This is a genomic window from Nocardioides euryhalodurans (assembly GCF_004564375.1).
GTDB lineage: Bacteria > Actinomycetota > Actinomycetes > Propionibacteriales > Nocardioidaceae > Nocardioides > Nocardioides euryhalodurans.
In genome coordinates this window covers 1,503,918-1,525,434 of record NZ_CP038267.1, presented here as the reverse complement: position 1 = coordinate 1,525,434, position 21,517 = coordinate 1,503,918, and the positions used below count along the sequence as shown (strand labels likewise).

Annotated in this window: 19 protein-coding genes; 13 read left to right on the top strand and 6 right to left on the bottom strand. The window is 71.9% G+C overall.

Annotation, left to right across the window (positions count from 1 at the left end; genetic code table 11):
• The first annotated feature begins 85 nt into the window (after window positions 1-85).
• The 12 genes from EXE57_RS07140 to EXE57_RS07085 all read left to right on the top strand — a co-directional run bounded on the left by EXE57_RS07140 (window position 86) and on the right by EXE57_RS07085 (window position 15,348).
• On the top strand, window positions 86-1,783 hold the full coding sequence (locus EXE57_RS07140) for a methylmalonyl-CoA mutase family protein (RefSeq protein WP_135075646.1): 1,698 nt from the start codon (window positions 86-88) through the stop codon (window positions 1,781-1,783).
• Window positions 1,780-3,990 (top strand): methylmalonyl-CoA mutase, encoded by a 2,211-nt coding sequence (gene scpA, locus EXE57_RS07135; protein ID WP_135075643.1) that lies wholly within the window; start codon window positions 1,780-1,782, stop codon window positions 3,988-3,990. Before EXE57_RS07140 ends, scpA begins: the two co-directional genes overlap by 4 nt.
• A complete protein-coding gene (gene meaB / locus EXE57_RS07130) occupies window positions 3,983-4,984 on the top strand; it encodes a methylmalonyl Co-A mutase-associated GTPase MeaB (RefSeq protein ID WP_135075640.1) in 1,002 nt (333 codons plus the stop codon). Before scpA ends, meaB begins: the two co-directional genes overlap by 8 nt.
• Window positions 4,985-5,096: 112 nt before the next feature.
• Window positions 5,097-6,200 carry a ScyD/ScyE family protein gene (locus EXE57_RS07125; protein ID WP_135075637.1) on the top strand — a complete coding sequence of 368 codons (1,104 nt, stop codon included), beginning with the start codon at window positions 5,097-5,099 and terminating at the stop codon, window positions 6,198-6,200.
• A gap of 113 nt (window positions 6,201-6,313) precedes the next feature.
• Window positions 6,314-7,504 carry an amidohydrolase gene (locus EXE57_RS07120; RefSeq protein ID WP_135075634.1) on the top strand — a complete coding sequence of 397 codons (1,191 nt, stop codon included), beginning with the start codon at window positions 6,314-6,316 and terminating at the stop codon, window positions 7,502-7,504.
• A 149-nt stretch (window positions 7,505-7,653) separates the two neighbouring features.
• Window positions 7,654-8,679 (top strand): BMP family lipoprotein, encoded by a 1,026-nt coding sequence (locus EXE57_RS07115; RefSeq protein WP_425271711.1) that lies wholly within the window; start codon window positions 7,654-7,656, stop codon window positions 8,677-8,679.
• Window positions 8,680-8,796: 117 nt separating this feature from the next.
• The gene (locus EXE57_RS07110; RefSeq protein ID WP_135075628.1) at window positions 8,797-10,314 is read left to right on the top strand and encodes an ABC transporter ATP-binding protein; all 1,518 of its coding nucleotides are present in this window, start codon (window positions 8,797-8,799) and stop codon (window positions 10,312-10,314) included.
• Window positions 10,311-11,570, top strand: coding sequence for an ABC transporter permease (locus tag EXE57_RS07105; RefSeq protein WP_135075625.1), 1,260 nt, complete (start codon window positions 10,311-10,313; stop codon window positions 11,568-11,570). The genes EXE57_RS07110 and EXE57_RS07105 overlap by 4 nt, the downstream gene beginning before the upstream one ends.
• Window positions 11,570-12,889, top strand: coding sequence for an ABC transporter permease (locus EXE57_RS07100; protein ID WP_167305846.1), 1,320 nt, complete (start codon window positions 11,570-11,572; stop codon window positions 12,887-12,889). Before EXE57_RS07105 ends, EXE57_RS07100 begins: the two co-directional genes overlap by 1 nt.
• A gap of 1 nt (window position 12,890) precedes the next feature.
• Window positions 12,891-13,289 carry a cytidine deaminase gene (locus tag EXE57_RS07095; protein WP_135075619.1) on the top strand — a complete coding sequence of 133 codons (399 nt, stop codon included), beginning with the start codon at window positions 12,891-12,893 and terminating at the stop codon, window positions 13,287-13,289.
• A complete protein-coding gene (locus EXE57_RS07090; RefSeq protein ID WP_135075616.1) occupies window positions 13,286-14,572 on the top strand; it encodes a thymidine phosphorylase in 1,287 nt (428 codons plus the stop codon). The genes EXE57_RS07095 and EXE57_RS07090 overlap by 4 nt, the downstream gene beginning before the upstream one ends.
• A gap of 2 nt (window positions 14,573-14,574) precedes the next feature.
• Entirely contained in the window at window positions 14,575-15,348 is a 774-nt protein-coding gene (locus EXE57_RS07085) for a GNAT family N-acetyltransferase (RefSeq protein WP_135075613.1), read from the top strand.
• A gap of 92 nt (window positions 15,349-15,440) precedes the next feature.
• Here EXE57_RS07085 and EXE57_RS07080 read toward each other — a convergent pair whose 3' ends face one another.
• Window positions 15,441-15,893, bottom strand: a complete 453-nt coding sequence (locus EXE57_RS07080) for a MaoC family dehydratase (RefSeq protein ID WP_135075611.1) — start codon at window positions 15,891-15,893, stop codon at window positions 15,441-15,443.
• Window positions 15,894-15,911: 18 nt separating this feature from the next.
• Between EXE57_RS07080 and EXE57_RS07075 the strand changes: the two genes are divergently transcribed.
• A complete protein-coding gene (locus EXE57_RS07075; RefSeq protein ID WP_208542996.1) occupies window positions 15,912-16,997 on the top strand; it encodes an adenosine deaminase in 1,086 nt (361 codons plus the stop codon).
• Window position 16,998: 1 nt separating this feature from the next.
• On the opposite strand, the gene EXE57_RS07070 is transcribed toward EXE57_RS07075, so the two are convergent.
• Genes EXE57_RS07070 through deoC form a run of 5 tightly spaced genes read right to left on the bottom strand, consistent with a single transcriptional unit; the run spans window position 16,999 to window position 21,428 of the window.
• Window positions 16,999-17,532, bottom strand: coding sequence for a hypothetical protein (locus EXE57_RS07070; RefSeq protein WP_135075608.1), 534 nt, complete (start codon window positions 17,530-17,532; stop codon window positions 16,999-17,001).
• Window positions 17,525-18,133, bottom strand: coding sequence for an ATP-binding protein (locus tag EXE57_RS07065; RefSeq protein WP_135075605.1), 609 nt, complete (start codon window positions 18,131-18,133; stop codon window positions 17,525-17,527). The genes EXE57_RS07070 and EXE57_RS07065 overlap by 8 nt, the downstream gene beginning before the upstream one ends.
• A gap of 3 nt (window positions 18,134-18,136) precedes the next feature.
• Window positions 18,137-19,015, bottom strand: a complete 879-nt coding sequence (locus EXE57_RS07060) for an aldehyde dehydrogenase family protein (protein WP_135075602.1) — start codon at window positions 19,013-19,015, stop codon at window positions 18,137-18,139.
• Complete coding sequence (locus EXE57_RS07055) at window positions 19,015-20,463, bottom strand: aldehyde dehydrogenase family protein (protein WP_135075599.1); 1,449 nt, start codon at window positions 20,461-20,463, stop codon at window positions 19,015-19,017. Before EXE57_RS07055 ends, EXE57_RS07060 begins: the two co-directional genes overlap by 1 nt.
• Window positions 20,464-20,468: 5 nt before the next feature.
• Window positions 20,469-21,428 (bottom strand): deoxyribose-phosphate aldolase, encoded by a 960-nt coding sequence (deoC, locus tag EXE57_RS07050; protein ID WP_135075596.1) that lies wholly within the window; start codon window positions 21,426-21,428, stop codon window positions 20,469-20,471.
• Window positions 21,429-21,517 lie beyond the last annotated feature (89 nt).

Sequence of the window (21,517 nt, the reverse complement as noted above, 5' to 3'; positions counted from 1 at the left end):
AGCGCGCGGCGGCGAGGGCGTTTCGCACGCGCAATAGGTCACACTCGGTGGCCCCTTCGGCAGCGCCCCTCCTAAGGTTCGCACCATGAGTGACCAGCCGACCGTCGACGGCGGCCTCGACGAGCCGGAGGACCTCGAGCCCGCGCAGGGCACGCTGGCCCTGGCCGCACCCGAGGACCGCCACACCCGCGCCGACTGGGAGCGGGCGGCCGCCGGGGTGCTGCGCAAGGCGCGCCGGCTCGGCGAGGACGAGCCCGACGACCTGGTCTGGGAGCGGTTGGCCGGCGACTCCCTCGACGGGCTCGTGGTCACCCCGCTCGGCACCCCCGACCTGCTCGACGACCTCGTCACCCGCGGCCGGCCGACCGGCGCCGGTGGCTGGGACGTCCGCACCCGGCCCGCGGACAACGAGCAGGCGCTCGCCGACCTCGACACCGGCGCCACGTCGCTGTGGGTCGAGGCCTCCGCCGACCTCCCGGTGCTCCTCGACGGTGTGCTGCTCGACCTGGCCCCCGTCGTCCTCGAGGGCGCCACGCCCGAGGCCGCCCGCGAGCTCGCGGGCCTGCTCGGCGACACCGACCCCGCCGACGGCACCAACCTCGGGGCCGACGCGGCCGGCGACCACGTCGTCGAGGTGGCCCGGATCGCGCAGGACGCCGGCGTCCTGGCGGCCGTGGTCGACGGCACGACCGCCCACGACCGGGGCGCCTCCGACGTCCAGGAGCTCGGTCACGCGCTTGCCACCGCGGCGGCGTACCTCCGGACCCTCGTCGCTGCCGGCTTCTCCGTCGAGGAGGCTGCCGGTCTGGTCGAGTTCCGGTTCGCGGCGACCGCCGCGCAGTTCCCGACCATCGCCAAGCTCCGCGCCGCCCGCCGGCTGTGGGCACGGATGCTCGAGCTGAGCGGCGCCGGCGAGGTGCCGATGCGGATCCACGCCGTCACCAGCCGGCCGATGATGAGCAGGTACGACCCCTGGGTCAACATGCTGCGCACCACCGTCGCCGCGTTCGCGGCCGGCGTGGGCGGGGCCGACTCGGTGACCGTGCTGCCCTTCGACAGCCCGCTGGGGGAGCCCGACGCCTTCGGCCGGCGGATCGCCCGTAACACCTCCCACCTGCTGCTCAGCGAGTCCCACCTCGGCCGCGTCGCGGACCCGGCCGGCGGGTCCTACGCCGTGGAGAAGCTCACCGACGACCTCGCCGTCGCCGCGTGGGAGGAGCTGGGGCTGGTCGAGGCCGAGGGCCACGACGCCTTCTGGGGGCGGGTCGCCGACACGGTCGCGGCGCGTGACGAGGCCGTCGCGACCCGCCGGCTGCCGATCACCGGCCTCACCGAGTTCCCCCACCTCGACGAGGTGCTCCCCGAGCGCCCCGGTGACGGCGACGACGTGCGCCGGTGGGGCGCGGCGTTCGAGGAGCTGCGCGACGACCCCGCCCTGACCCCGGTCTTCCTGGCCACGATGGGCCCGGTCGCGGCCCACACCGCGCGGGCCGGCTTCGCGGCCAACCTGCTCGCCGCCGGCGGCGTCGCGGTCGTCCCGGCCGGACCGACCGACGGTGTCGAGTCCGTGCTCGCGGCGTACGACGGCCAGCCGGTCGTCTGCCTGGCCGGCACCGACCCGGCGTACGACGAGTGGGGCGCCGACCTGGTCACCGCCCTCCGCGACGCCGGTGCCCGCCACGTGGTCGTGGCCGGCAAGGCTGACGTGGGTGCCGACGACCGCTGCTTCGCCGGGGTGGACGCGCTTGCGTTCCTCCGCCGTACGAGGGAGGAGCTGGCATGAGCGTGCCGGAGACGTTCGCGGGGCTGTCGGTGGCGGGTGCGGGTTTCCCCGGTCGGCCGGGTGACCACGGGGTTGGTCACCCAGACAACCGTGACGAACCCCCGGTTTCCCCGGCCGACCGGGGAAACCACACCGACCCCTGGCCCAGCCCCGAAGGCATCGACATCCTCCCCGTCTACGGCCCCGAGCACCTCGCGGGCCTCGACGCCCTCGACACCTGGCCGGGGCTCAGCCCGTTCCTGCGCGGGCCGTACCCGACCATGTACACCACGCAGCCGTGGACCATCCGGCAGTACGCCGGCTTCTCGACGGCCGAGGAGTCCAACGCGTTCTACCGGCGCAACCTCGCGGCCGGCCAGAAGGGGCTCAGCGTCGCCTTCGACCTCGCCACCCACCGCGGCTACGACTCCGACCACCCGCGGGTGCGCGGCGACGTCGGGATGGCGGGCGTGGCGATCGACTCGATCTACGACGCGCGCACGCTCTTCGACGGCATCCCGCTCGACCAGATGTCGGTGTCGATGACCATGAACGGCGCCGTGCTCCCGGTGATGGCGCTCTACATCGCTGCCGCGGAGGAGCAGGGGGTGAAGCCGGAACAGCTCGCGGGGACGATCCAGAACGACATCCTCAAGGAGTTCATGGTCCGCAACACCTACATCTACCCGCCGGCGCCGAGCATGCGGATCATCTCCGACATCTTCGCCTTCACCGCCGAGCGGATGCCGCGCTTCAACTCGATCTCGATCTCCGGCTACCACATGCAGGAGGCCGGGGCGACCGCCGACCTCGAGCTGGCCTACACGCTCGCCGACGGCGTCGAGTACCTCCGCGCCGGCCTCGACGCGGGCCTCGACGTCGACCGCTTCGCACCCCGGCTGAGCTTCTTCTGGGCGATCGGCATGAACTTCTTCATGGAGGTCGCCAAGATGCGCGCCGCCCGCGCCCTCTGGAGCCGGCTCGTGCGCCAGTTCGACCCGCAGAACCCCAAGTCGCTCAGCCTCCGGACCCACTGCCAGACCAGCGGCTGGTCGCTCACCGCGCAGGACGTCTACAACAACGTCGGCCGCACCTGTGTCGAGGCGATGGCCGCCACCCAGGGGCACACGCAGTCGCTCCACACCAACGCGCTGGACGAGGCGATCGCGCTGCCGACCGACTTCTCCGCGCGGATCGCCCGCAACACCCAGCTGCTGCTCCAGCAGGAGAGCGGCACGACCGACACCATCGACCCGTGGGCCGGCTCCTACTACGTGGAGCGGCTGACCCACGACCTCGCCGAGCGTGCCTGGGGGCACCTCCAGGAGGCCGAGCAGGCCGGCGGGATGGCGGCGGCCATCGAGCAGGGCATCCCCAAGATGCGGATCGAGGAGGCGGCGGCCCGTACGCAGGCGCGGATCGACTCCGGCCACCAGCAGGTCATCGGGGTCAACACGTTCCGGCTGGCCGCCGAGGACCGGCTCGACGTGCTCAGGGTCGACAACGACGACGTCTACCGGCAGCAGGTGGCCAAGCTCGAACGGCTGCGTGCGGAGCGCGACGACCGCGAGGTCGAGGACGCGCTGCACGCGCTGACCCGCAGTGCCGAGGACGGCTCGGGGAACCTGCTGGAGCTCAGCGTCGCGGCCGCGCGGGCCAAGGCCACCGTCGGGGAGATCTCCGGTGCGATGGAGAAGGTCTTCGGCCGGCACCAGGCGGTGATCCGTACGATCTCCGGCGTGTACCGCGACGAGTCGGGAGACGACGGTCCCGTGCAGCGCGTGGTCGCCATGGCCGACGAGTTCGAGGAGAACGAGGGCCGGCGGCCACGGATCCTGGTCGCCAAGATGGGGCAGGACGGGCACGACCGGGGACAGAAGGTCGTGGTCAGCGCCTTCGCCGACATGGGCTTCGACGTCGACGTCGGGCCGCTCTTCTCCACTCCCGAGGAGGTCGCCCAGCAGGCGGTCGACGCGGACGTCCACATCGTCGGGGTCTCCTCGCTGGCGGCCGGCCACCTCGCGCTGCTCCCGCAGCTGCGGCAGGCGCTCGCGGACCTCGGCCGTGAGGACGTGATGGTCGTCATCGGCGGCGTCATCCCGCCCGACGACGTCGCGACGCTCCGGGAGATGGGTGCCGCCGCGGTCTTCCTGCCCGGCACCGTGATCGCCGAGTCGGCGCTGGACCTGCTGACGAAGCTGTCGGAGCAGCTCCACCACGGTGACTGAGCGGCGGGCCTCGAGACCGGTCGACCTCGACGCCCTGGTCACCGGGATCCGCGAGCGGCAGCGGGCCTCGGTCTCGCGCGCCATCACCCTGATGGAGTCCTCGCGGGCCGAGCACCGCGCCCTCGCCCGCGAGCTGCTGTCACGGCTCGAGCCCGGCGGGGCCGTCCGCGTCGGCATCTCCGGCGTCCCGGGGGTCGGGAAGTCCACCTTCATCGAAGAGCTCGGCACCCGCCTCACGGCCGCCGGCCACCGGGTCGGCGTGCTCGCGGTCGACCCGTCGAGCGTGCGTACCGGCGGCTCGGTGCTCGGCGACAAGACCCGGATGGCACGGCTCGCCCACGACCCCCACGCCTACATCCGGCCCTCGCCCGCCGCCGGCACGCTCGGGGGGGTGGCCCGGGCGACCACCCAGGCGATGGCGGTCCTCGAGGCGGCCGGCCACGACGTGGTGCTGGTCGAGACGGTGGGCGTCGGGCAGTCGGAGATCACCGTCGCCGGGATGGTCGACACCTTCTTGTTCCTGACCCTGGCCCGGACCGGTGACCAGCTGCAGGGCATCAAGAAGGGCATCCTCGAGATCGCCGACGTGATCGCGGTCAACAAGGCCGACGACGGCGGTGGCGCCGACCGGCGGGGCGAGGCCCGCGCAGCCGCCCGCGAGCTGGCCGGCGCCCTGCGCCTGGTCCGTGGCCGCGGCGAGTGGGTGGCGCCCGTCGTCACCTGCTCCGGGCTCACCGGCGACGGCGTCGACGAGGTCTGGCAGCAGGTCGTGGCGCACCGCGACCACCTCGGTCCCGAGGGCCTGGCCCGCAAGCGCGCCGGCCAGCAGCTCGACTTCACCTGGTCCCTGGTCCGCGACGAGCTGGCCGAGCGGCTGCGGCGCTCGCCCGGGGTCGCGGCGATCCGCGACGACGTACGCCGGCAGGTGCTCGCCGGGGAGATCAACGCGCCCGTGGCGGCCGACCTGATCCTCGAGGCCTACGACGCCGGCTGACCGGTCCATACCACTTACCGCGGCGCAAGGGAATACCGCGTCTGGCTGATGCGCGCCCCTCGTGGCGGCGGCAGTGTTCGAGGGATCCACGAGGACAACGCTGGGGGGAACCATGCGCCGAACACTCACGGCCCTGCTGGGTCTCGCACTCTCCGTACCCATGGCGGCCGGGGCGGCCACCGCCGGGACGGTCACACCGTCGCCGGACGACCCCGAGGTGATCGCCGAGGGGCTGCTGTCGCCGCTGAGCCTGGCTGTCAGCAAGGACGACAAGAAGCTGTGGTTCAGCCAGAACTTCGCCGGACTGCTGATGAAGTCCAAGGGCGGGGCCGAGCCGCAGGTGGTCTACTCCGCAGACGGGGGCACCGAGGTCGGGGCCGTCTCGGCGCGCGGCAAGGGCGCCACCTTCGCGACCACCGCACCCGACGGCACCACCGCGCTGATGGCGATCTCCCGCCGCGGTGACGTCTCGACCCTCGCCGACCTGTCCGGCCACGAGGAGTCCGAGAACCCCGACGCCGACAACGCCTACGGCGTGGTCGGCATCTCCGACGAGTGCGCGGCGGAGTGGCCGGCCGACGACTTCGGGCCGGCGACCTACACCGGCATCGTCGAGTCCCACCCGTACGCCAGCACGAGCATGCGCGGGAAGCGCTACGTCGCCGACGCTGCCGCCAACGCGATCATTTCCGTCGGCGGGAAGGGCGCAGTGCGCACCGTCGCGGTGCTGCCGCCGCAGCCGCTGACGATCTCGGCCGAGATGGCCGAAGGGCTGGGCCTCCCCGACTGCGTGGTCGGCTTGGACTACCTCTTCGAGCCGGTCCCGACCGACGTCGAGAAGGGCCCGGACGGCAAGCTCTACGTGACCACGCTGCCGGGCGGTCCGGAGGACCCCAGCCTCGGGGCGCGCGGCGCCGTCCACCGGATCGACCCGCGCAAGGGCAAGGTCGAGACCGTGGCCACGGGCCTGCTGAGCGCCACCGGCCTGGCCGTCGCGAGCAACGGGGACATGTACGTCGCCGAGCTCTTCGGCGGCTCGATCGCCCGGATCCCGGCGGGCAGCTCGACGCCGGAGCCGTGGGCGAGTGTCGGGCTGCCGGGTGACGTCGAGCTCGGGACCAGCGGACTCTGGGCGACGACGAACGTCCTGACCGGTCTCTCCGGGGAGCCGGGCGACGAGCCGATGGGCGAGGTGGTGCTCTTCGGCGGTCAGTGACCGCCGGCCCCACCCGGGACGGGCGCCGCGGGGACCCCACCCCCGCGGTGCCCGTCCGCACGCCCTGAGACTGATTGGGGGCAGGGTCGCCGGTGAACTAACCTCTAGGAGCGATGCCGATCCCCTCACACGACGCCTCAGCCACCGTCGACGCCGTCGTCGACAAGCACACCGACGACCTCGTCGAGCTCCGCCGTGACCTGCACGCCCACCCGGAGCTGTCCTGGAACGAGCACCGCACCACCGAGGCCGTCTCGGACCGGCTGGCCGCAGCGGGCATCCGCGTGACGCGGGTGGCCGGTACGGGCCTGCTCGCCGACATCGGCGAGGGCCGCCCGCTGATCGGCCTCCGCGCCGACCTGGACGCGCTGCCCGTCGAGGACACCTCCGGGCTGCCGTGGGCGAGCGGGACGCCGGGAGTGGCGCACGCGTGCGGCCACGACGTCCACACCGCTGGCCTGGTCGGCGCCGGCCTGGCGCTCGCCGAGGTCCACGCGCGCGGGCTGCTGCCCGGTCGGGTGCGCCTGCTCTTCCAGCCCGCCGAGGAGGTCATGCCCGGCGGGGCGCTGCACCTGATGGACCAGGGCGCGCTCGACGGCATGGAGCGGATCTTCATGCTCCACTGCGACCCGACCCTCGAGGTCGGGCAGGTGGGCGTCCGCGAGGGGGCCCTGACCGGGGCCGCCGACGCGTTGTCGGTGCGGCTGTCCGGCCAGGGCGGGCACACCTCGCGTCCCCACCTCACCGAGGACCTCACCTTCGCGCTCGGCAAGCTCGTCACCGAGCTTCCCGCGATCCTGTCCCGCCGGCTCGACCCGCGTTCGGGCGTCAGCGTCGTGTGGGGGATGGTGCGGGCCGGGTCCGCCCACAACGTGATCCCCGAGGTCGGGCAGGCCGCCGGCACGGTCCGGATGCTCGACCCGGTCGCCTGGGCCGAGGCCGAGGGGCTGGTCCGGGTGCTCATCGACGAGATCGTGGCGCCGTACGGCGTGACCGCCGAGGTCGACTACCGCCGCGGCGTACCCCCGGTCGTCAACGAGTTCCAGGCCGCGCAGCTGCTGGCCTCCGCCGTACGCCGGGTGGTCGGCGTGGCCGGGCAGGTGCAGACGACCCAGAGCCTCGGTGGCGAGGACTTCGGCTGGTACCTCGAGCGGGTCCCGGGCGCGATGGGCCGGCTGGGCACCCGCACCCCGGGCGGGCCGCGCTACGACCTGCACCAGGGCAACATCGTGGTCGACGAGGGGGCCACGGCCGTGGCCGCACGCGTGCTGGCCGAGGTGGCGCTCACCGCGATGGCTCCGTGACCATCCCGACAGGCAGGTAACAACCTCATATCTTCCGGCGATCATGCTGCTCGTCGCGCTGACCGAAGTTTAAGGTGGGCCGAACGTGCGCCCGCCCGGGCCACGGCATGCAAACGCTGCAGGAGAACACTGTGAAGAAAACCGTAGGGATGGCGGCGGTCGCCGCGCTGGCGTTGTCGCTGGCCGCGTGTGGCGAGCGGGCCGAGGACAGCCCGCAGGCCGAGGAGATCGACTTCAAGGCCTGCATGGTGTCCGACTCGGGTGGGTTCGACGACAAGTCGTTCAACCAGACCTCGCTGGCGGGCCTCACGGCGGCCGAGGACGACCTGGGCGTCCAGACCGCGACCATCGAGTCCGCGAGCGACGCCGAGTACGCCGACAACCTGCAGAGCCTCGTCGACGAGGGCTGCAACCAGATCACCACGGTGGGCTTCCTGCTCGGTGACGCGACCCGCGAGGCCGCGGACGCCAACCCGGACGTCGACTTCGCGATCGTCGACTTCGAGTTCACCGACCCGGAGACCTTCGAGCCGAACCCGCCCGACAACGCCAAGGGCCTGACCTTCGACACCGGCCAGCCGTCGTTCCTCGCGGGCTACGTCGCCGCCGGCACCTCCGAGTCCGGCACCGTCGGCACCTTCGGTGGTCTCAACATCCCCACGGTCACGATCTTCATGACCGGCTTCCTCCAGGGTGTCGAGTACTACAACGAGGAGAACGACGCCGACGTCAAGGTCATCGGCTGGGACGGCAAGGACGGCTCGTTCACCGAGGACTTCGAGGACCAGGCCAAGGGCCAGCAGGTCGCCGAGCAGATGATCCAGCAGGGCGCCGACGTGATCTTCCCGGTCGCCGGGCCGGCGGGTCTCGGTGGCCTCAAGGCCGCCCAGGACGCCGAGGCGTGGGGCATCTGGGTCGACACCGACGGCTGCGTCTCGGCCGCCGAGTACTGCGACACCCTGCTGACCTCCGTGGTCAAGGGCATGGACGTCGCGGTCGAGCAGGCCATCGAGGACTCGGTCAACGACGAGTTCACCAACGAGGTCTACCGCGGCACCCTCGAGAACGACGGTGTCGGCCTGGCCGACCTGGGCGAGGACGTGCCCAGCGAGGTCGCCGACAAGGTCGAGGAGCTCCGTCAGATGATCATCGACGGTGAGATCCAGGTCGGCTGACCACCGTACGAGCAACGCCCTCGGGCCGGAGCGGGGAACCTCCCGCTCCGGCCCGAGGCGCGTCTGGCATATTGAGGCGTCGGTTTCGTCGCGCAACGGTGCGCGGAGGGGAGTGGGATGAAGCTCGAGATCAAGGGGCTCACCAAGCGGTTCGGGGCGTTCACCGCCAATGACCACATCGATCTCACCGTGGAGCCCGGTGAGATCCACTGCCTCCTCGGGGAGAACGGCGCCGGCAAGTCGACGCTGATGAACATGCTCTACGGGCTGCTCGAGCCCACCGAGGGCGAAGTCCTGCTCGACGGCAAGCCGCTGACCTTCTCCTCGCCCGGGGACGCGATGGCGGCCGGCATCGGCATGGTGCACCAGCACTTCATGCTGATCCCCGTCTTCACCGTCGCCGAGAACGTCATGCTGGGTCGCGAGCAGACCCGCGGCCTGGGGGTCCTCAACCGCGCCGGCGCCTCGGCCATGGTGCGCGAGCTCTCCGACCGCTACAAGCTGGCGGTCGACCCCGACGCCCTGGTCGAGGACATCCCGGTGGGGGTCCAGCAGCGGGTCGAGATCATCAAGGCGCTCGCCAACGACGCCCAGGTGCTGATCCTCGACGAGCCGACGGCGGTGCTCACGCCGCAGGAGATCGACGAGCTGATGGACATCATGCGGGCGCTCAAGGAGCGCGGCACCTCCATCATCTTCATCACCCACAAGCTCCGCGAGGTCAAGGCGATCGGCGACCGGATCAGCGTGATCCGCCGCGGCAAGGTCGTCGGCACCGCCCCGCCGACCGCCAGCGAGGCCGAGCTTGCCGAGATGATGGTCGGCCGCTCGGTCAAGCTCAAGGTCGACAAGCCCCCCGCCGACGTCGGCAAGGCCGTGCTCGAGGCGCGCGGGGTCACCGTCGTCGACTCCCGGGGCGTCCCGGTCGTCAAGGACGTGAGCTTCGAGGCCCGCGCCGGGGAGGTGCTCGGCATCGCCGGCGTCCAGGGCAACGGCCAGACCGAGCTGATCAAGGCGATGATGGGGCTGATCAAGCCCTCGGCGGGCGAGATCTGGCTCGCCGGGGAGAACATCAGCAAGCACGGCCCGCGCGAGAGCCTCGAGGACGGCATCGGCTACATCCCCGAGGATCGCTCCCACGACGGCTTCGTCGGCTCCTTCAGCGTCCGCGAGAACCTCGTCCTCGACCTCTACCGCAACGACGAGTTCTCCCGTGGCCTCGCGCTGGACCGCGACGCCATCGTCGCGAACGCCGACTCCCGGATCGAGGAGTTCGACATCCGTACGGAGAACCGCGAGAGCCCGGTGAGCTCGTTGTCCGGCGGCAACCAGCAGAAGGTCGTCGTCGCGCGCGAGTTCTCGCGTCCGCTCAAGGTCCTCGTCGCCTCGCAGCCGACGCGCGGTGTCGACGTCGGCTCGATCGAGTTCATCCACAAGCGGATCATCGAGGAGCGCGACCGCGGTACCGCCGTCGTCATCGTCTCCACCGAGCTCGACGAGATCTTCGCCCTCGCCGACCGGATCGCCGTCATGTACGACGGCCGCATCGTCGGCACGGTGAGCCCTGACATCGCCCGCGAGGACATCGGCCTGATGATGGCCGGCGCCCACGAGCCCGAGGAGGCCTCCGCATGAGCGAGGAGTCGTCCACGCCGGAGAAGCAGCCCACCCCGGCCGCCGGCCAGGTCACCGAGCCGGCGCCCGGTTCGGGCGACAAGCCCCCGGTCACCACGAGCGAGCCCGACCAGCAGCCCGCACGTCCCGGCGCCGCCTGGCTGCCGGACGTGGTCACCACGCTGCTGGCGATCGGCCTCGCGCTCGTCGTGGGCGCCGTCCTGGTCGCGCTGAGCGACGAGGATGCCGTCGCCTCGCTGAGCTACGTCTTCAGCTACCCCGCCGACTTCTTCAGCTACGCCGGCGAGGCGATCTGGGAGTCGTACTCCTCGCTGGTCAGCGGCTCGGTCGGCAGCATCGACGCGATCGGCGTGACGCTGGTCCGTGCGGCACCGCTGATCTGCGCCGGCCTCGGCGTGACGCTCGCCTTCCGCGCCGGCCTGTTCAACATCGGTGCCCAGGGCCAGCTCGTGGTCGGCGCGCTCTTCGCGGGCTACGTCGGCTTCACCTGGAACCTGCCGCCCGGACTCCACCTGGTTGCGGCAGTGCTCGCCGGCATGATCGGAGGCGCGATCTGGGGCGGCATCGCCGGTTTCCTGAAGGCCCGGACCGGTGCCCACGAGGTGATCACGACGATCATGCTCAACTACCTCGCGACCAGCTTCCTGCTCAACTACCTGCTGTCCAAGGAGGCCTTCCAGCGGCCGGGCAGCGACAACGCCCAGTCGCCCGCACCCGCCGACTCGGCGATGTACCTCCAGCTGGGCAACATCCACCTCGGCGTCTTCGTCGCGGTCGCGGCGGCGATCGTGGTCTGGTGGCTGATCGAGCGCAGCACCTTCGGCTTCGAGCTGCGGGCCGTCGGGGCCAACCCCGACGCGGCCCGTACGGCCGGCATGAGCGTCGAGCGCGTCTACACGCTGGCCATGGTCGGGGCGGGCACGCTGGCCGGCCTCGCCGCCACGATGAACATCCTGGGCAAGGGCGACTCGCTGAGCAGCGGGGTCGCGGGAACCATCGGCTTCGACGCGATCACCGTCGCCCTGCTCGGTCGCGCCAGCCCGCTCGGCACGGTCCTCGCCGGCCTGCTCTTCGGCGCGCTGAGCGTCGGCGGCACGGCGATGCAGGCCTCGGCCGGCACCCCCAAGGAGCTCGGTGACGTGCTGCAGGCGCTCATCGTGCTGTTCGTGGCCGCACCGGCGCTGGTCCGCGGCATCGTCCGGATGAAGACGGCCGGAAGTGGCAACACCGTCATGGCGAAGGGATGGGGTTCCTGATGAGCGTGCTGATCGCCACCGAGGGCGAGGAGCAGGTCGTCGTCCGCTCCGCCGCCGACAAGCGCCGCCAGTGGAAGATGGTCGGCCTGTTCGCGGTCGCTGCCCTCGCGCTGCTGTGGTTCTGGACCGACATCGACGACCCGACGGTCACCTACCTCCTCGACAACGCCCGCGGCGAGGACCCCAACACGATCAACGCCCACGTGGTGGTGGTCGTCGGGCTGGTGCTCACGCTCGTGTGCCTGGCCCTCGCGGCGCTCAACCGGATCCCCGACGGCTGGCCGACGGTGCTCGCCGCCTCCGTGGTCGGGCTGGCGTTCCTGCTGGGCTTCCTGGTCTGGAACTACGCCGACCAGTCGGGCTCGACCTTCGCGATGGTCAATCCGCTGCCCGGCACCGTCAAGTACGCCGTACCTCTGGTCTTCGGAGCGCTCGCGGGCTGCCTGTGCGAGCGGGCGGGCGTCATCAACATCGCGATCGAGGGCCAGTTCCTCTTCGCGGCGTTCTGGGCCTCGGTGGTGGCGAGCTTCGCCGGTCAGGCCGAGTACGGCCTGCTGGGCGGCATCGCGGCAGGCATCGCGATCGGCGCGCTGCTCGCCGTCTTCGCGATGCGCTACCTCGTCAACCAGGTGGTGCTCGGTGTCGTGCTGATCGCGCTGGCGACCGGCCTCACCGACTTCCTGCTCAGCCAGATCCCGGCCGACCCCGAGATCCGCGCCCGGCTCAACAACCCCGAGACGCTGGGCCCGGTGCCCGACGCCGGCATCCCGCTGCTCTCGTCGGTCGCCGACGCGCTCACCGGCATCCCGGTGATCGGCCCGACGATCTTCGACCAGACGCTGCTGGCCTACCTGATGTACGTCTCGATCGGCGTCGTGGCCTTCCTGATCTTCCAGACCCGCTGGGGGCTGCGAGTCCGCTCGGTCGGCGAGCACCCCAAGGCCGCCGACACGGTGGGGCTGAAGGTCAACCGGCTGCGCTGGCAGGCCGTGCTGCTCGGTGGCGCGTTCGCGGGCCTGGGCGGCGCCTACTTCACCGTGGGCTCCAACGGCGCCTTCACCTCCGGGATGTCGGCCGGCAACGGGTTCATCGCGCTGGCCGCGGTGATCATGGGCCGGTGGCACCCGATCTACGCCAGCCTGGCCGCGCTGTTCTTCGGCCTGATGACGACCCTGTCCAGCCAGCTGGAGTTCCTCGGCAAGGTCCCGGCGTCCTTCCTCACCGCGCTGCCCTACCTCGCGACGATCATCGCGGTGGCGGGCCTCGTGGGCCGGGTGCGGCCGCCGGCCGCCGACGGCGAACCGTACGTCAAGAGCTGACATGGCCGACGTCGACTGGGAGCGGCTGCGCGCGAGCGCCGTCGAGGTGGCCGCGCACGCCTACGCCCCCTACAGCAACTACGCCGTCGGCGCCGCGGCGATCGCCGACGACGGCAGGGTGCTCGTGGGGTGCAACGTCGAGAACGCCGCCTACGGCGTCGTCCTCTGCGCGGAGTGCGGCGTGGTCTCGTCGCTGCACGCCACCGGTGGCGGCCGGCTCACCCACTTCGTGTGCGTCAACGGGGAGGGCGAGGTGATCATGCCGTGCGGCCGCTGCCGACAGCTCTTGTGGGAGAACGGCGGCCCCGAGCTGCTGGTGTGGACCGTCTCCGGCGTCCGGCCGATGACCGAGGTGCTGCCCGACGCGTTCGGGCCCGACGACCTGGAGGCCACGAGATGAGCGCGCACGACGCCCTCGAGGTGATCATCGCCAAGCGGGACGGCCAGGAGCTCAGCGACAGCCAGATCGACTGGGTGATCGACGCCTACACGCGCGGCGACGTGGCCGACGAGCAGATGTCGTCGCTCGCGATGGCGATCCTGCTCAACGGCATGAACCGGCGCGAGATCTCCCGCTGGACCGGCGCGATGATCGCCTCGGGGGAGCGGATGGACTTCTCCGCGCTCTCGCGCCCGACCGCCGACAAGCACTCGACCGGCGGCGTCGGCGACAAGATCACGCTGCCGCTGGCCCCGCTGGTCGCCGCGTGCGGTGTCGCGGTGCCGCAGCTCTCGGGTCGCGGCCTCGGGCACACCGGCGGGACGCTGGACAAGCTCGAGTCGATCCCGGGCTGGCGGGCGGCGCTCTCCAACAACGAGATGCTCGACCAGCTCGAGCAGGTCGGCGCGGTGATCTGCGCGGCCGGCGACGGCCTCGCGCCGGCCGACAAGAAGCTCTACGCGCTGCGCGACGTCACCGGCACCGTCGAGGCGATCCCCTTGATCGCCTCCTCGATCATGTCGAAGAAGATCGCGGAGGGCACCGGGTCGCTCGTCCTCGACGTCAAGGTCGGGACCGGCGCGTTCATGAAGGACCTCGAGCGCGCCCGGGAGCTTGCCGAGACCATGGTGGCGCTCGGCACCGACGCGGGGGTGCACACGGTCGCGCTGCTCACCGACATGAGCACCCCGCTGGGCCGTACCGCCGGAAACGCCGTCGAGGTCGCGGAGTCGGTTGAGGTGCTGGCCGGTGGCGGGCCTGCCGACGTGGTCGAGCTGACGCTGGCCCTGGCCCGCGAGATGCTCGCCGGCGCCGGTCGCGACGACGTCGACCCGGCCGAGGTGCTCGCCTCCGGCCGGGCCATGGACGCCTGGCGCTCGATGATCTCGGCGCAGGGTGGCGACCCGGACGCGGCGCTCCCGCAGGCGCGGCACTCCCACGAGGTGCTCGCGCCCCGCTCCGGTGTGCTCACCCGACTCGACGCGATGGCGGTCGGCCTGGCCGCGTGGCGGCTGGGGGCGGGTCGGGCCCGCAAGGAGGACCCCGTGCAGGCGGGAGCCGGTGTCGTCTGGCACGCCCGCCCCGGCGACGAGGTCACCGAGGGCTCGCCGCTGATGACCCTGCTGACCGACGACGAGGCCCGCCTCGACCGGGCGCTCGCCTCGCTGGAGGGCGGCTACGACATCGGCGACGCGACGTCGTACACCCCGACACCGCTGGTGCTCGACCGCGTCTCCTCCTGATCGTGGTCTCGCTCGACGGCGCCGTGGTGCGCGACGTCGCCGCGAAGTGGATCTGGGCGCCCGCGGACGCGACCGAGCACGTGACCGAGGAGTACCGCCTCACGCACTACCTGCCCGACCAGTCCAGCGTCCACTGGTCGCGGACCGACCGGCCGCTGGGGGAGGTGCTCGACGAGGTCACCGGGCTGGCGCGTGCCGCTGGGTCACCGAGGCTGGAGTGGTGGGTGGACGAGCAGACCCGCCCGCTCGACACGGCCGACCGTCTCGCAGCGCTCGGCCTCGTGCTGCGACAGACCCTGGAGGTGCTCGCGATCCCGCTGGGCGCGGAGGTGGGCAGCCCCTCGGACGTGACGATCCGCGAGGTCACCGACCGGGAGGGCCTCGCCCTCGCGTCCCGTGTCTCGGCGGAGGTCTTCGGGATCGCCCCGGCCTCCGAGGCCCAGATCGACCGGGAGGTGGAGCTCGCCTCCGTGCCGACGATGCGTCGTACCGTGCGCAAGTACATCGCCTGGGTCGACGAGGCGCCGGTGGCGAGCGCCGGCGCCACGGTCGACGGCCCTGCCGTGCGGCTGTGGGACGGTGCCGTCGCCCCGGAGCACCGCGGCCGAGGGATCTACCGGGCCCTCGTCGCCCGACGGCTCCGGGACTTCCGCGACACCTCGGCCGACTTCGCACTGGTCAAGGCCGTGAGCACCACCTCGGCCCCGATCCTCAGGCGGCTCGGCTTCACCGCCTACGGGGAGCAGCGCTGCTGGTCCCTCCCCCTGGCTCGTTGAGATGGGCCCCAGCAACCGTTCAGATGGGGACCCGCAACGCCCGGGACGGTGCGCCCACCCAGCTCGACCGTTGCGGGGGCCCATCTCGACGGTCAGGGGAGGAGCAGGACCACCGTCTCGGCGACGCAGGCCGGCTTGTCCTGGCCGTCGATCTCGATGACGTGGCCGAGCACGAGCTGCTTGCCGCTGGACAGGTCGGTGACCTCCTTGACCGACACCGTGTCGCGGACCTTCGAACCCACCCGGACGGGGTGGGGGAAGCGGACCCTGTTGACGCCGTAGTTCAGCTTGGCCCCGGGGGTGTCGAGCGCGAAGACCTGCGCCCCGAGCCAGGGGATCAGCGAGAGCGTGAGGTACCCGTGGGCGATGGTGCCGCCGAACGGGCCGCTCGCGGCACGCTCCACGTCGACGTGGATCCACTGGTGGTCGCCGGTCGCGTCGGCGAACTGGTCGACCCGCTCCTGCTCGATGGTGAGCCAGTCGCTGGTGCCGAGCTCCTGCCCGACGGCGTCGGCGACCTCGTCGAGGGTGGTGAAGGTGCGCATGGGTGGAAGGATAGGCGGGTGAGCACTCCCAGCCGCGACCTGGTGCGCCGTGCACCGAAGGCCCTCCTCCACGACCACCTCGACGGCGGCCTGCGCCCGCAGACGATCATCGAGCTCGCCGCCGACTGCGGGCACGAGCTGCCCGCGGGCACGGAGGGTGATGCGGAGGCGCTGGGCCGGTGGTTCGCCGAGGCCGCGGACTCCGGGTCGCTGGTCCGCTACCTCGAGACCTTCGACCACACCGTGGCCGTGATGCAGACCGAGGCCGCGCTGACCCGGGTGGCCAAGGAGTGCGTGCTCGACCTCGACGACGACGGCGTGGTCTACGCCGAGGTCCGCTACGCGCCCGAGCAGCACGTGGAGGCCGGGCTGTCGTTCGACGACGTCGTCGCGGCCGTCCAGGCGGGCTTCGACGCGGGCGTCGCCGAGACGGGCGGTCGGATCGTCGTACGCCAGCTGCTCACGGCGATGCGCCACCAGGCCCGCAGCCGCGAGGTCGCCGAGCTGGCCGTCGCGTGGCGCGACCGCGGCGTGGCGGGCTTCGACATCGCCGGCGCGGAGGCCGGCTTCCCCCCGACCCGCCACCTCGACGCGTTCGAGTACCTGCAGCGGGAGAACTTCCACTTCACGATCCACGCCGGTGAGGCCTTCGGGCTGCCCTCGATCTGGGAGGCGCTGCAGTGGTGCGGGGCCGACCGGCTCGGCCACGGCGTCCGGATCATCGACGACATCACCGTCGGCGACGACGGCTCGGTGACGCTGGGCCGGCTGGCGGCGTACGTCCGGGACAAGCGGATCCCGCTCGAGATGTGCCCTGCCTCCAACGTCCAGACCGGTGCCGCCGACTCGATCGCCGAGCACCCCATCCGGCTGCTCACCGAGCTGCGCTTCCGGGTCACCGTCAACACCGACAACCGGCTGATGAGCGGGACCTCGATGACCGACGAGATGTGGTCGCTGGTGCAGGCGTTCGGCTACCGCCTCGAGGACCTGCGGTGGTTCACGATCAACGCGATGAAGTCGTCGTTCCTGCCCTTCGACGAGCGGCTGCGGATCATCGACAGCATCATCAAGCCGGGCTACGCGGCGCTCGGCGCCCGCTGAGTCACCGCGGGGGGAGCACCGACACCCACGGGACGTCCCAGCCAGCCAGGGCGAGGCGGTGGTCGACGAAGCGCTCGCGCGCGACGTGGACGACCTCGCCTGCGGCCGGCTCGTAGACGCGAAGCCCGTCGGTGGTCCCGTCGAGGACCAGGACGACGTGGCGTGGCAGCCACGAGCTGCCGACGAAGAGCGCAGCCGGACGGGAGAGCCCGACCAGCTCGCCGTACGCCGGCGCCGCGTCGCCCCAGCGGGTCGGCCGGACGCGGTGCGGGACACCCGTGGTGCCCTCCAGCTGCCGCTCGACGGCCCACGGGGGAGTCCCGAAGGCTCGTGGCCAGGGCAGCTGCATGGTGCCGCTGACGTCGGCGGAGGACGTGACGCGCCGGTGCATCGCCAGCACCTCCGTGCGGAACCCGTCGCGCGAGCCCACCCGGGCGGCGTAGGCCGGGTCGCGGAGCCCCTGGGCGACCACCAGGCAGGCCGCACCGCAGGACCGCTGGTCCGGCTGCGCGAGTCCGGCCGGGAAGTCAGCCACGGCGGGCCGGCTGCCGCTCGCGGATCTCGGCGAACGCCTCGTCGGGGCTGACCTGCCGGCAGCCCAGAGCCGCGGCGTGCTGGACGACCTGCTGCTGCGCCCGCATCAGCGACCAGCCACGCCGGACCAGGACCAGCGGAGGCTTGCGGTGCTCGCGCAGGTCGCGGGTGAGCCGGCGCCAGAAGGTGACCATCGGGTGCTGGGTGACGCAGTAGGCGGCCTCGAGCAGCCCCTCGCGCTCACAGGCCGGGACCACCTCCTGGGCGAAGATGCCCTCGGCGGCGAAGACCTGGTGACCGTCGAGGTCGAGCAGCTGCTCGCCGGAGCGGCCGCTGTGGGCGATGTCGTAGACGGGAACCCGTGCCCGGCCGTCGCGGCAGAGCGTGCGAATGGCGTCGAGCGCGTCGTCGAGGAACCAGGAGTCGGGGTGGTCCCAGTCGACCAGTCCCGCGTTGGCGCCCTCGGTGATGAGGGGCAGCCCGTCGTCGCTCGCCGACCGGTAGAAGTCGTCGAGGCGCAGCACCGGCAGCCCGAGCCGTTCGGCGAGGCGAGACTTCCCGGCCCCGGAGGGACCGGCGAGGACGAGGACGCGCGCAGGCACCGGTCAGACGCCGATGGGGTGCCAGACGGTCTTGGTCTCGAGGAACGCCGTCATCGGCTCCAGGCCCGGGTCGCGCGACCAGTCGGGCACCGCGGCCGGAGCACGACGGACCCGCTTGAGGTTCTCGGCCGCGGCCTCCTCGAGCGACACCGCCAGCGTGGCGACGTCGTCGTGGCCGGCCAGGCCGGTCAGGTCGAGGCCGTTGACGTCCATGTGGGCGGCCAGCCACGGGGCGGTCGCCGACGGGTCACCGGTCAGGATGTTGACCACACCGCCGGGCACGTCGCTGGTGGCGAGAACCTCCGAGAAGGTCACGGCCGGCAGCGGCCGGGTGTACGACGACATGACGACGGCCGTGTTGCCCGACACGATGACGGGTGCGACGACGCTGATCAGCCCCAGCAGGCTGGACTCCTCCGGCGCGACCACGGCGACGACGCCGCTCGGCTCGGGGGTGGAGAGGTTGAAGAACGGACCGGCGACCGGGTTGGCGTTGCCGACCACCTGGGTCAGCTTGTCGGCCCAACCGGCGTACCAGACCAGGCGGTCGATCGCGTCGTCGACGGCCGCGTTGGCGCGCGCGGGGGTGAGCCCCTCGGACTGCCGCACGGCCTCGACGAACTGCGGGCGGCGGTCCTCCATGACCTCGGCGACCCGGTAGAGGACCTGCGCGCGGTTGTAGGCGGTCCGGCCGGACCAGCCCTTGAAGGCACCCCGGGCGGCGACGACGGCGTCGCGGGCGTCCTTGCGCGACGCCTTGGCGGCGTTGGCCACGAACTTCCCCTTGCTGTCCAGGGCGGCGTAGGAGTGGCCCGACTCCGAGCGGGGGAACGCCCCGCCGATGTAGAGCTTGTACGTCTTGCGCACGTCGACCCGTGCCATCAGTTGTCGCCTCCCTTGAGGTACGAGGCCAGGCCGTGGCGACCGCCCTCCCGGCCGTAGCCGGACTCCTTGTAGCCGCCGAACGGCGACGTCGGGTCGAACTTGTTGAACGTGTTGGCCCACACCACGCCGGCGCGCAGCTGGTTGGCGACCTTGAGGATCCGCGAGCCCTTCTCGGTCCAGACCCCGGCCGAGAGGCCGTACGGCGTGTTGTTGGCCTTCTCGACCGCCTCGGCGGGGGTGCGGAAGGTCAGCACCGACAGCACGGGGCCGAAGATCTCCTCGCGGGCGATCCGGTGGGCCTGCGAGACGCCCGTGAACAGCGTCGGCGGGAACCAGAACCCGTTGCTCGGCAGCTCGCACTCGGGCGACCAGCGCTCGGCGCCCTCGGCGTCGCCGATGTCGGACAGCTCCCGGATCCGACCCAACTGCTCGGCGGAGTTGATGGCGCCGATGTCGGTGTTCTTGTCGAGCGGGTCGCCCACGCGCAGCGTGGCCATCCGGCGCTTGAGCCGGTCGAGCAGCTCCTCGGCGATCGACTCCTGCACCAGCAGCCGGGAGCCCGCGCAGCAGACGTGCCCCTGGTTGAAGAAGATGCCGTTGACGATGCCCTCGACCGCCTGGTCGATGGGGGCGTCGTCGAAGACGATGTTGGCCGCCTTGCCGCCGAGCTCGAGCGTGACCTTCTTGTCGGTGCCCGCGACGGACTTGGCGATCGCCCGGCCGACCCCGGTGGAGCCGGTGAAGGCGACCTTGTCGACGTCGGGGTGCTCGACGAGGGCCTGGCCGGTCGTGCCGGCGCCGGTGACGATGTTGACGACGCCCGGCGGCAGGTCGGCCTGCTGGCAGATCTCGGCGAACAGCAGTGCCGTGAGCGGCGTGGTCTCGGCCGGCTTGAGCACGACGGTGTTGCCGCAGGCCAGGGCGGGGGCGATCTTCCACGACAGCATCAGCAGCGGGAAGTTCCACGGGATGACCTGGCCGGCCACGCCGAGCGGCGTGCTGCCGTAGCCGGAGTACTCCAGCTTGTCGGCCCAGCCTGCGTAGTAGAAGAAGTTGGCGGCGACCTGGGGGACGTCGACGTCGCGCGACTCCTTGATCGGCTTGCCGTTGTCGATCGACTCCAGGACGGCGAGCTCGCGGCCGCGCTCCTGGATGATCCGGGCGATCCGGTAGAGGTACTTGGCGCGCTCGCGACCCGGCATCCGGCCCCAGGTGCGCGAGTGGGCACGGCGGGCGGCCTTGACCGCGGCGTCGACGTCGGCCTGGTCGGCCTCGGCGACCTCCGCGAGCACCTCCTCGGTGGCGGGGCTGATCGTCTTGAAGCTCTTGCCGTGCCCGTCGACGAACTCGCCGTTGATGAACAGGCCGTACGACGCCTTGATGTCGACGATGCCGCGCGACTCGGGAGCGGCGGCGTACTCGAAGGGGCTGCTGTTGTCTGCCATGGCGATCAGTCCAGCGTGAAGTAGTCGGGGCCGGAGTAGCGACCGGTGGTCATCTTGGTGCGCTGCATCAGCAGGTCGTTGAGCAGGGTGGAGGCGCCGAAGCGGAACCAGTGGGGGTCGAGCCAGTCGGCGCCGGCCACCTCGTTGACCATCACGAGGTACTTGATGGCGTCCTTGGCGGTGCGGATGCCGCCGGCGGGCTTGACGCCGATCATCTGGCCGGTGGCCTCGCGCCAGTCGCGGACCGCCTCGAGCATGATCAGCGTGACCGGCAGCGTCGCGGCCGGCTGCACCTTGCCGGTGGAGGTCTTGATGAAGTGGGCGCCGGCCATCATCGCCAGCCAGCTGATCCGCCGGACGTTGTCGTAGGTCTGCAGCTCACCGGTCTCGAAGATCACCTTGAGGTGGGCGTCCCCGCAGGCCTCGCGGACCTGGGCGATCTCCTCGAAGACCTGGAGGTAGCGGCCGGCGAGGAACGCGCCCCGGTCGATGACCATGTCGACCTCGTCGGCACCGGCCTCGACGGCGTCCACGGTGTCGGCCAGCTTGATGTCCATCGCCGCGCGGCCGCTGGGGAACGCGGTGGCGACCGCGGCGACGTTGACGCCGGAGTCACCCAGGGTCTGCTTCGCGGTGGCGACCATGTCGGGGTAGACGCAGACGGCGGCGGCCGCAGGGCAGCTCGGGTCGGCCGGGTCGGGGCGCATCGCCTTGCTGGCCAGGGCCCGGACCTTGCCGGCGGTGTCGGCGCCCTCGAGGGTCGTCAGGTCGACCATCCGGATCGCGAGGTCGAGCGCGTAGGCCTTGGACGTCGTCTTGATGGAGCGGGTGCCGAGGCCGGCAGCCCGCGCCTCGGCGCCGACCTGGTCGACGCCCGGGAGGCCGTGGAGGAAGCGCCGCAGGGAAGCGTCGGAGCGAGTGATCTCCGTGACGTCTCCAGCAGCGCTGATGGAGGTCGTTGTCACCCCGTCAGCATAGGGCCGGGGGAGGCCCCGCGGACAATCAGGGCAAGGCGGTTTATAAGTCTTGACGAATATAAGTACAAACACTTAAT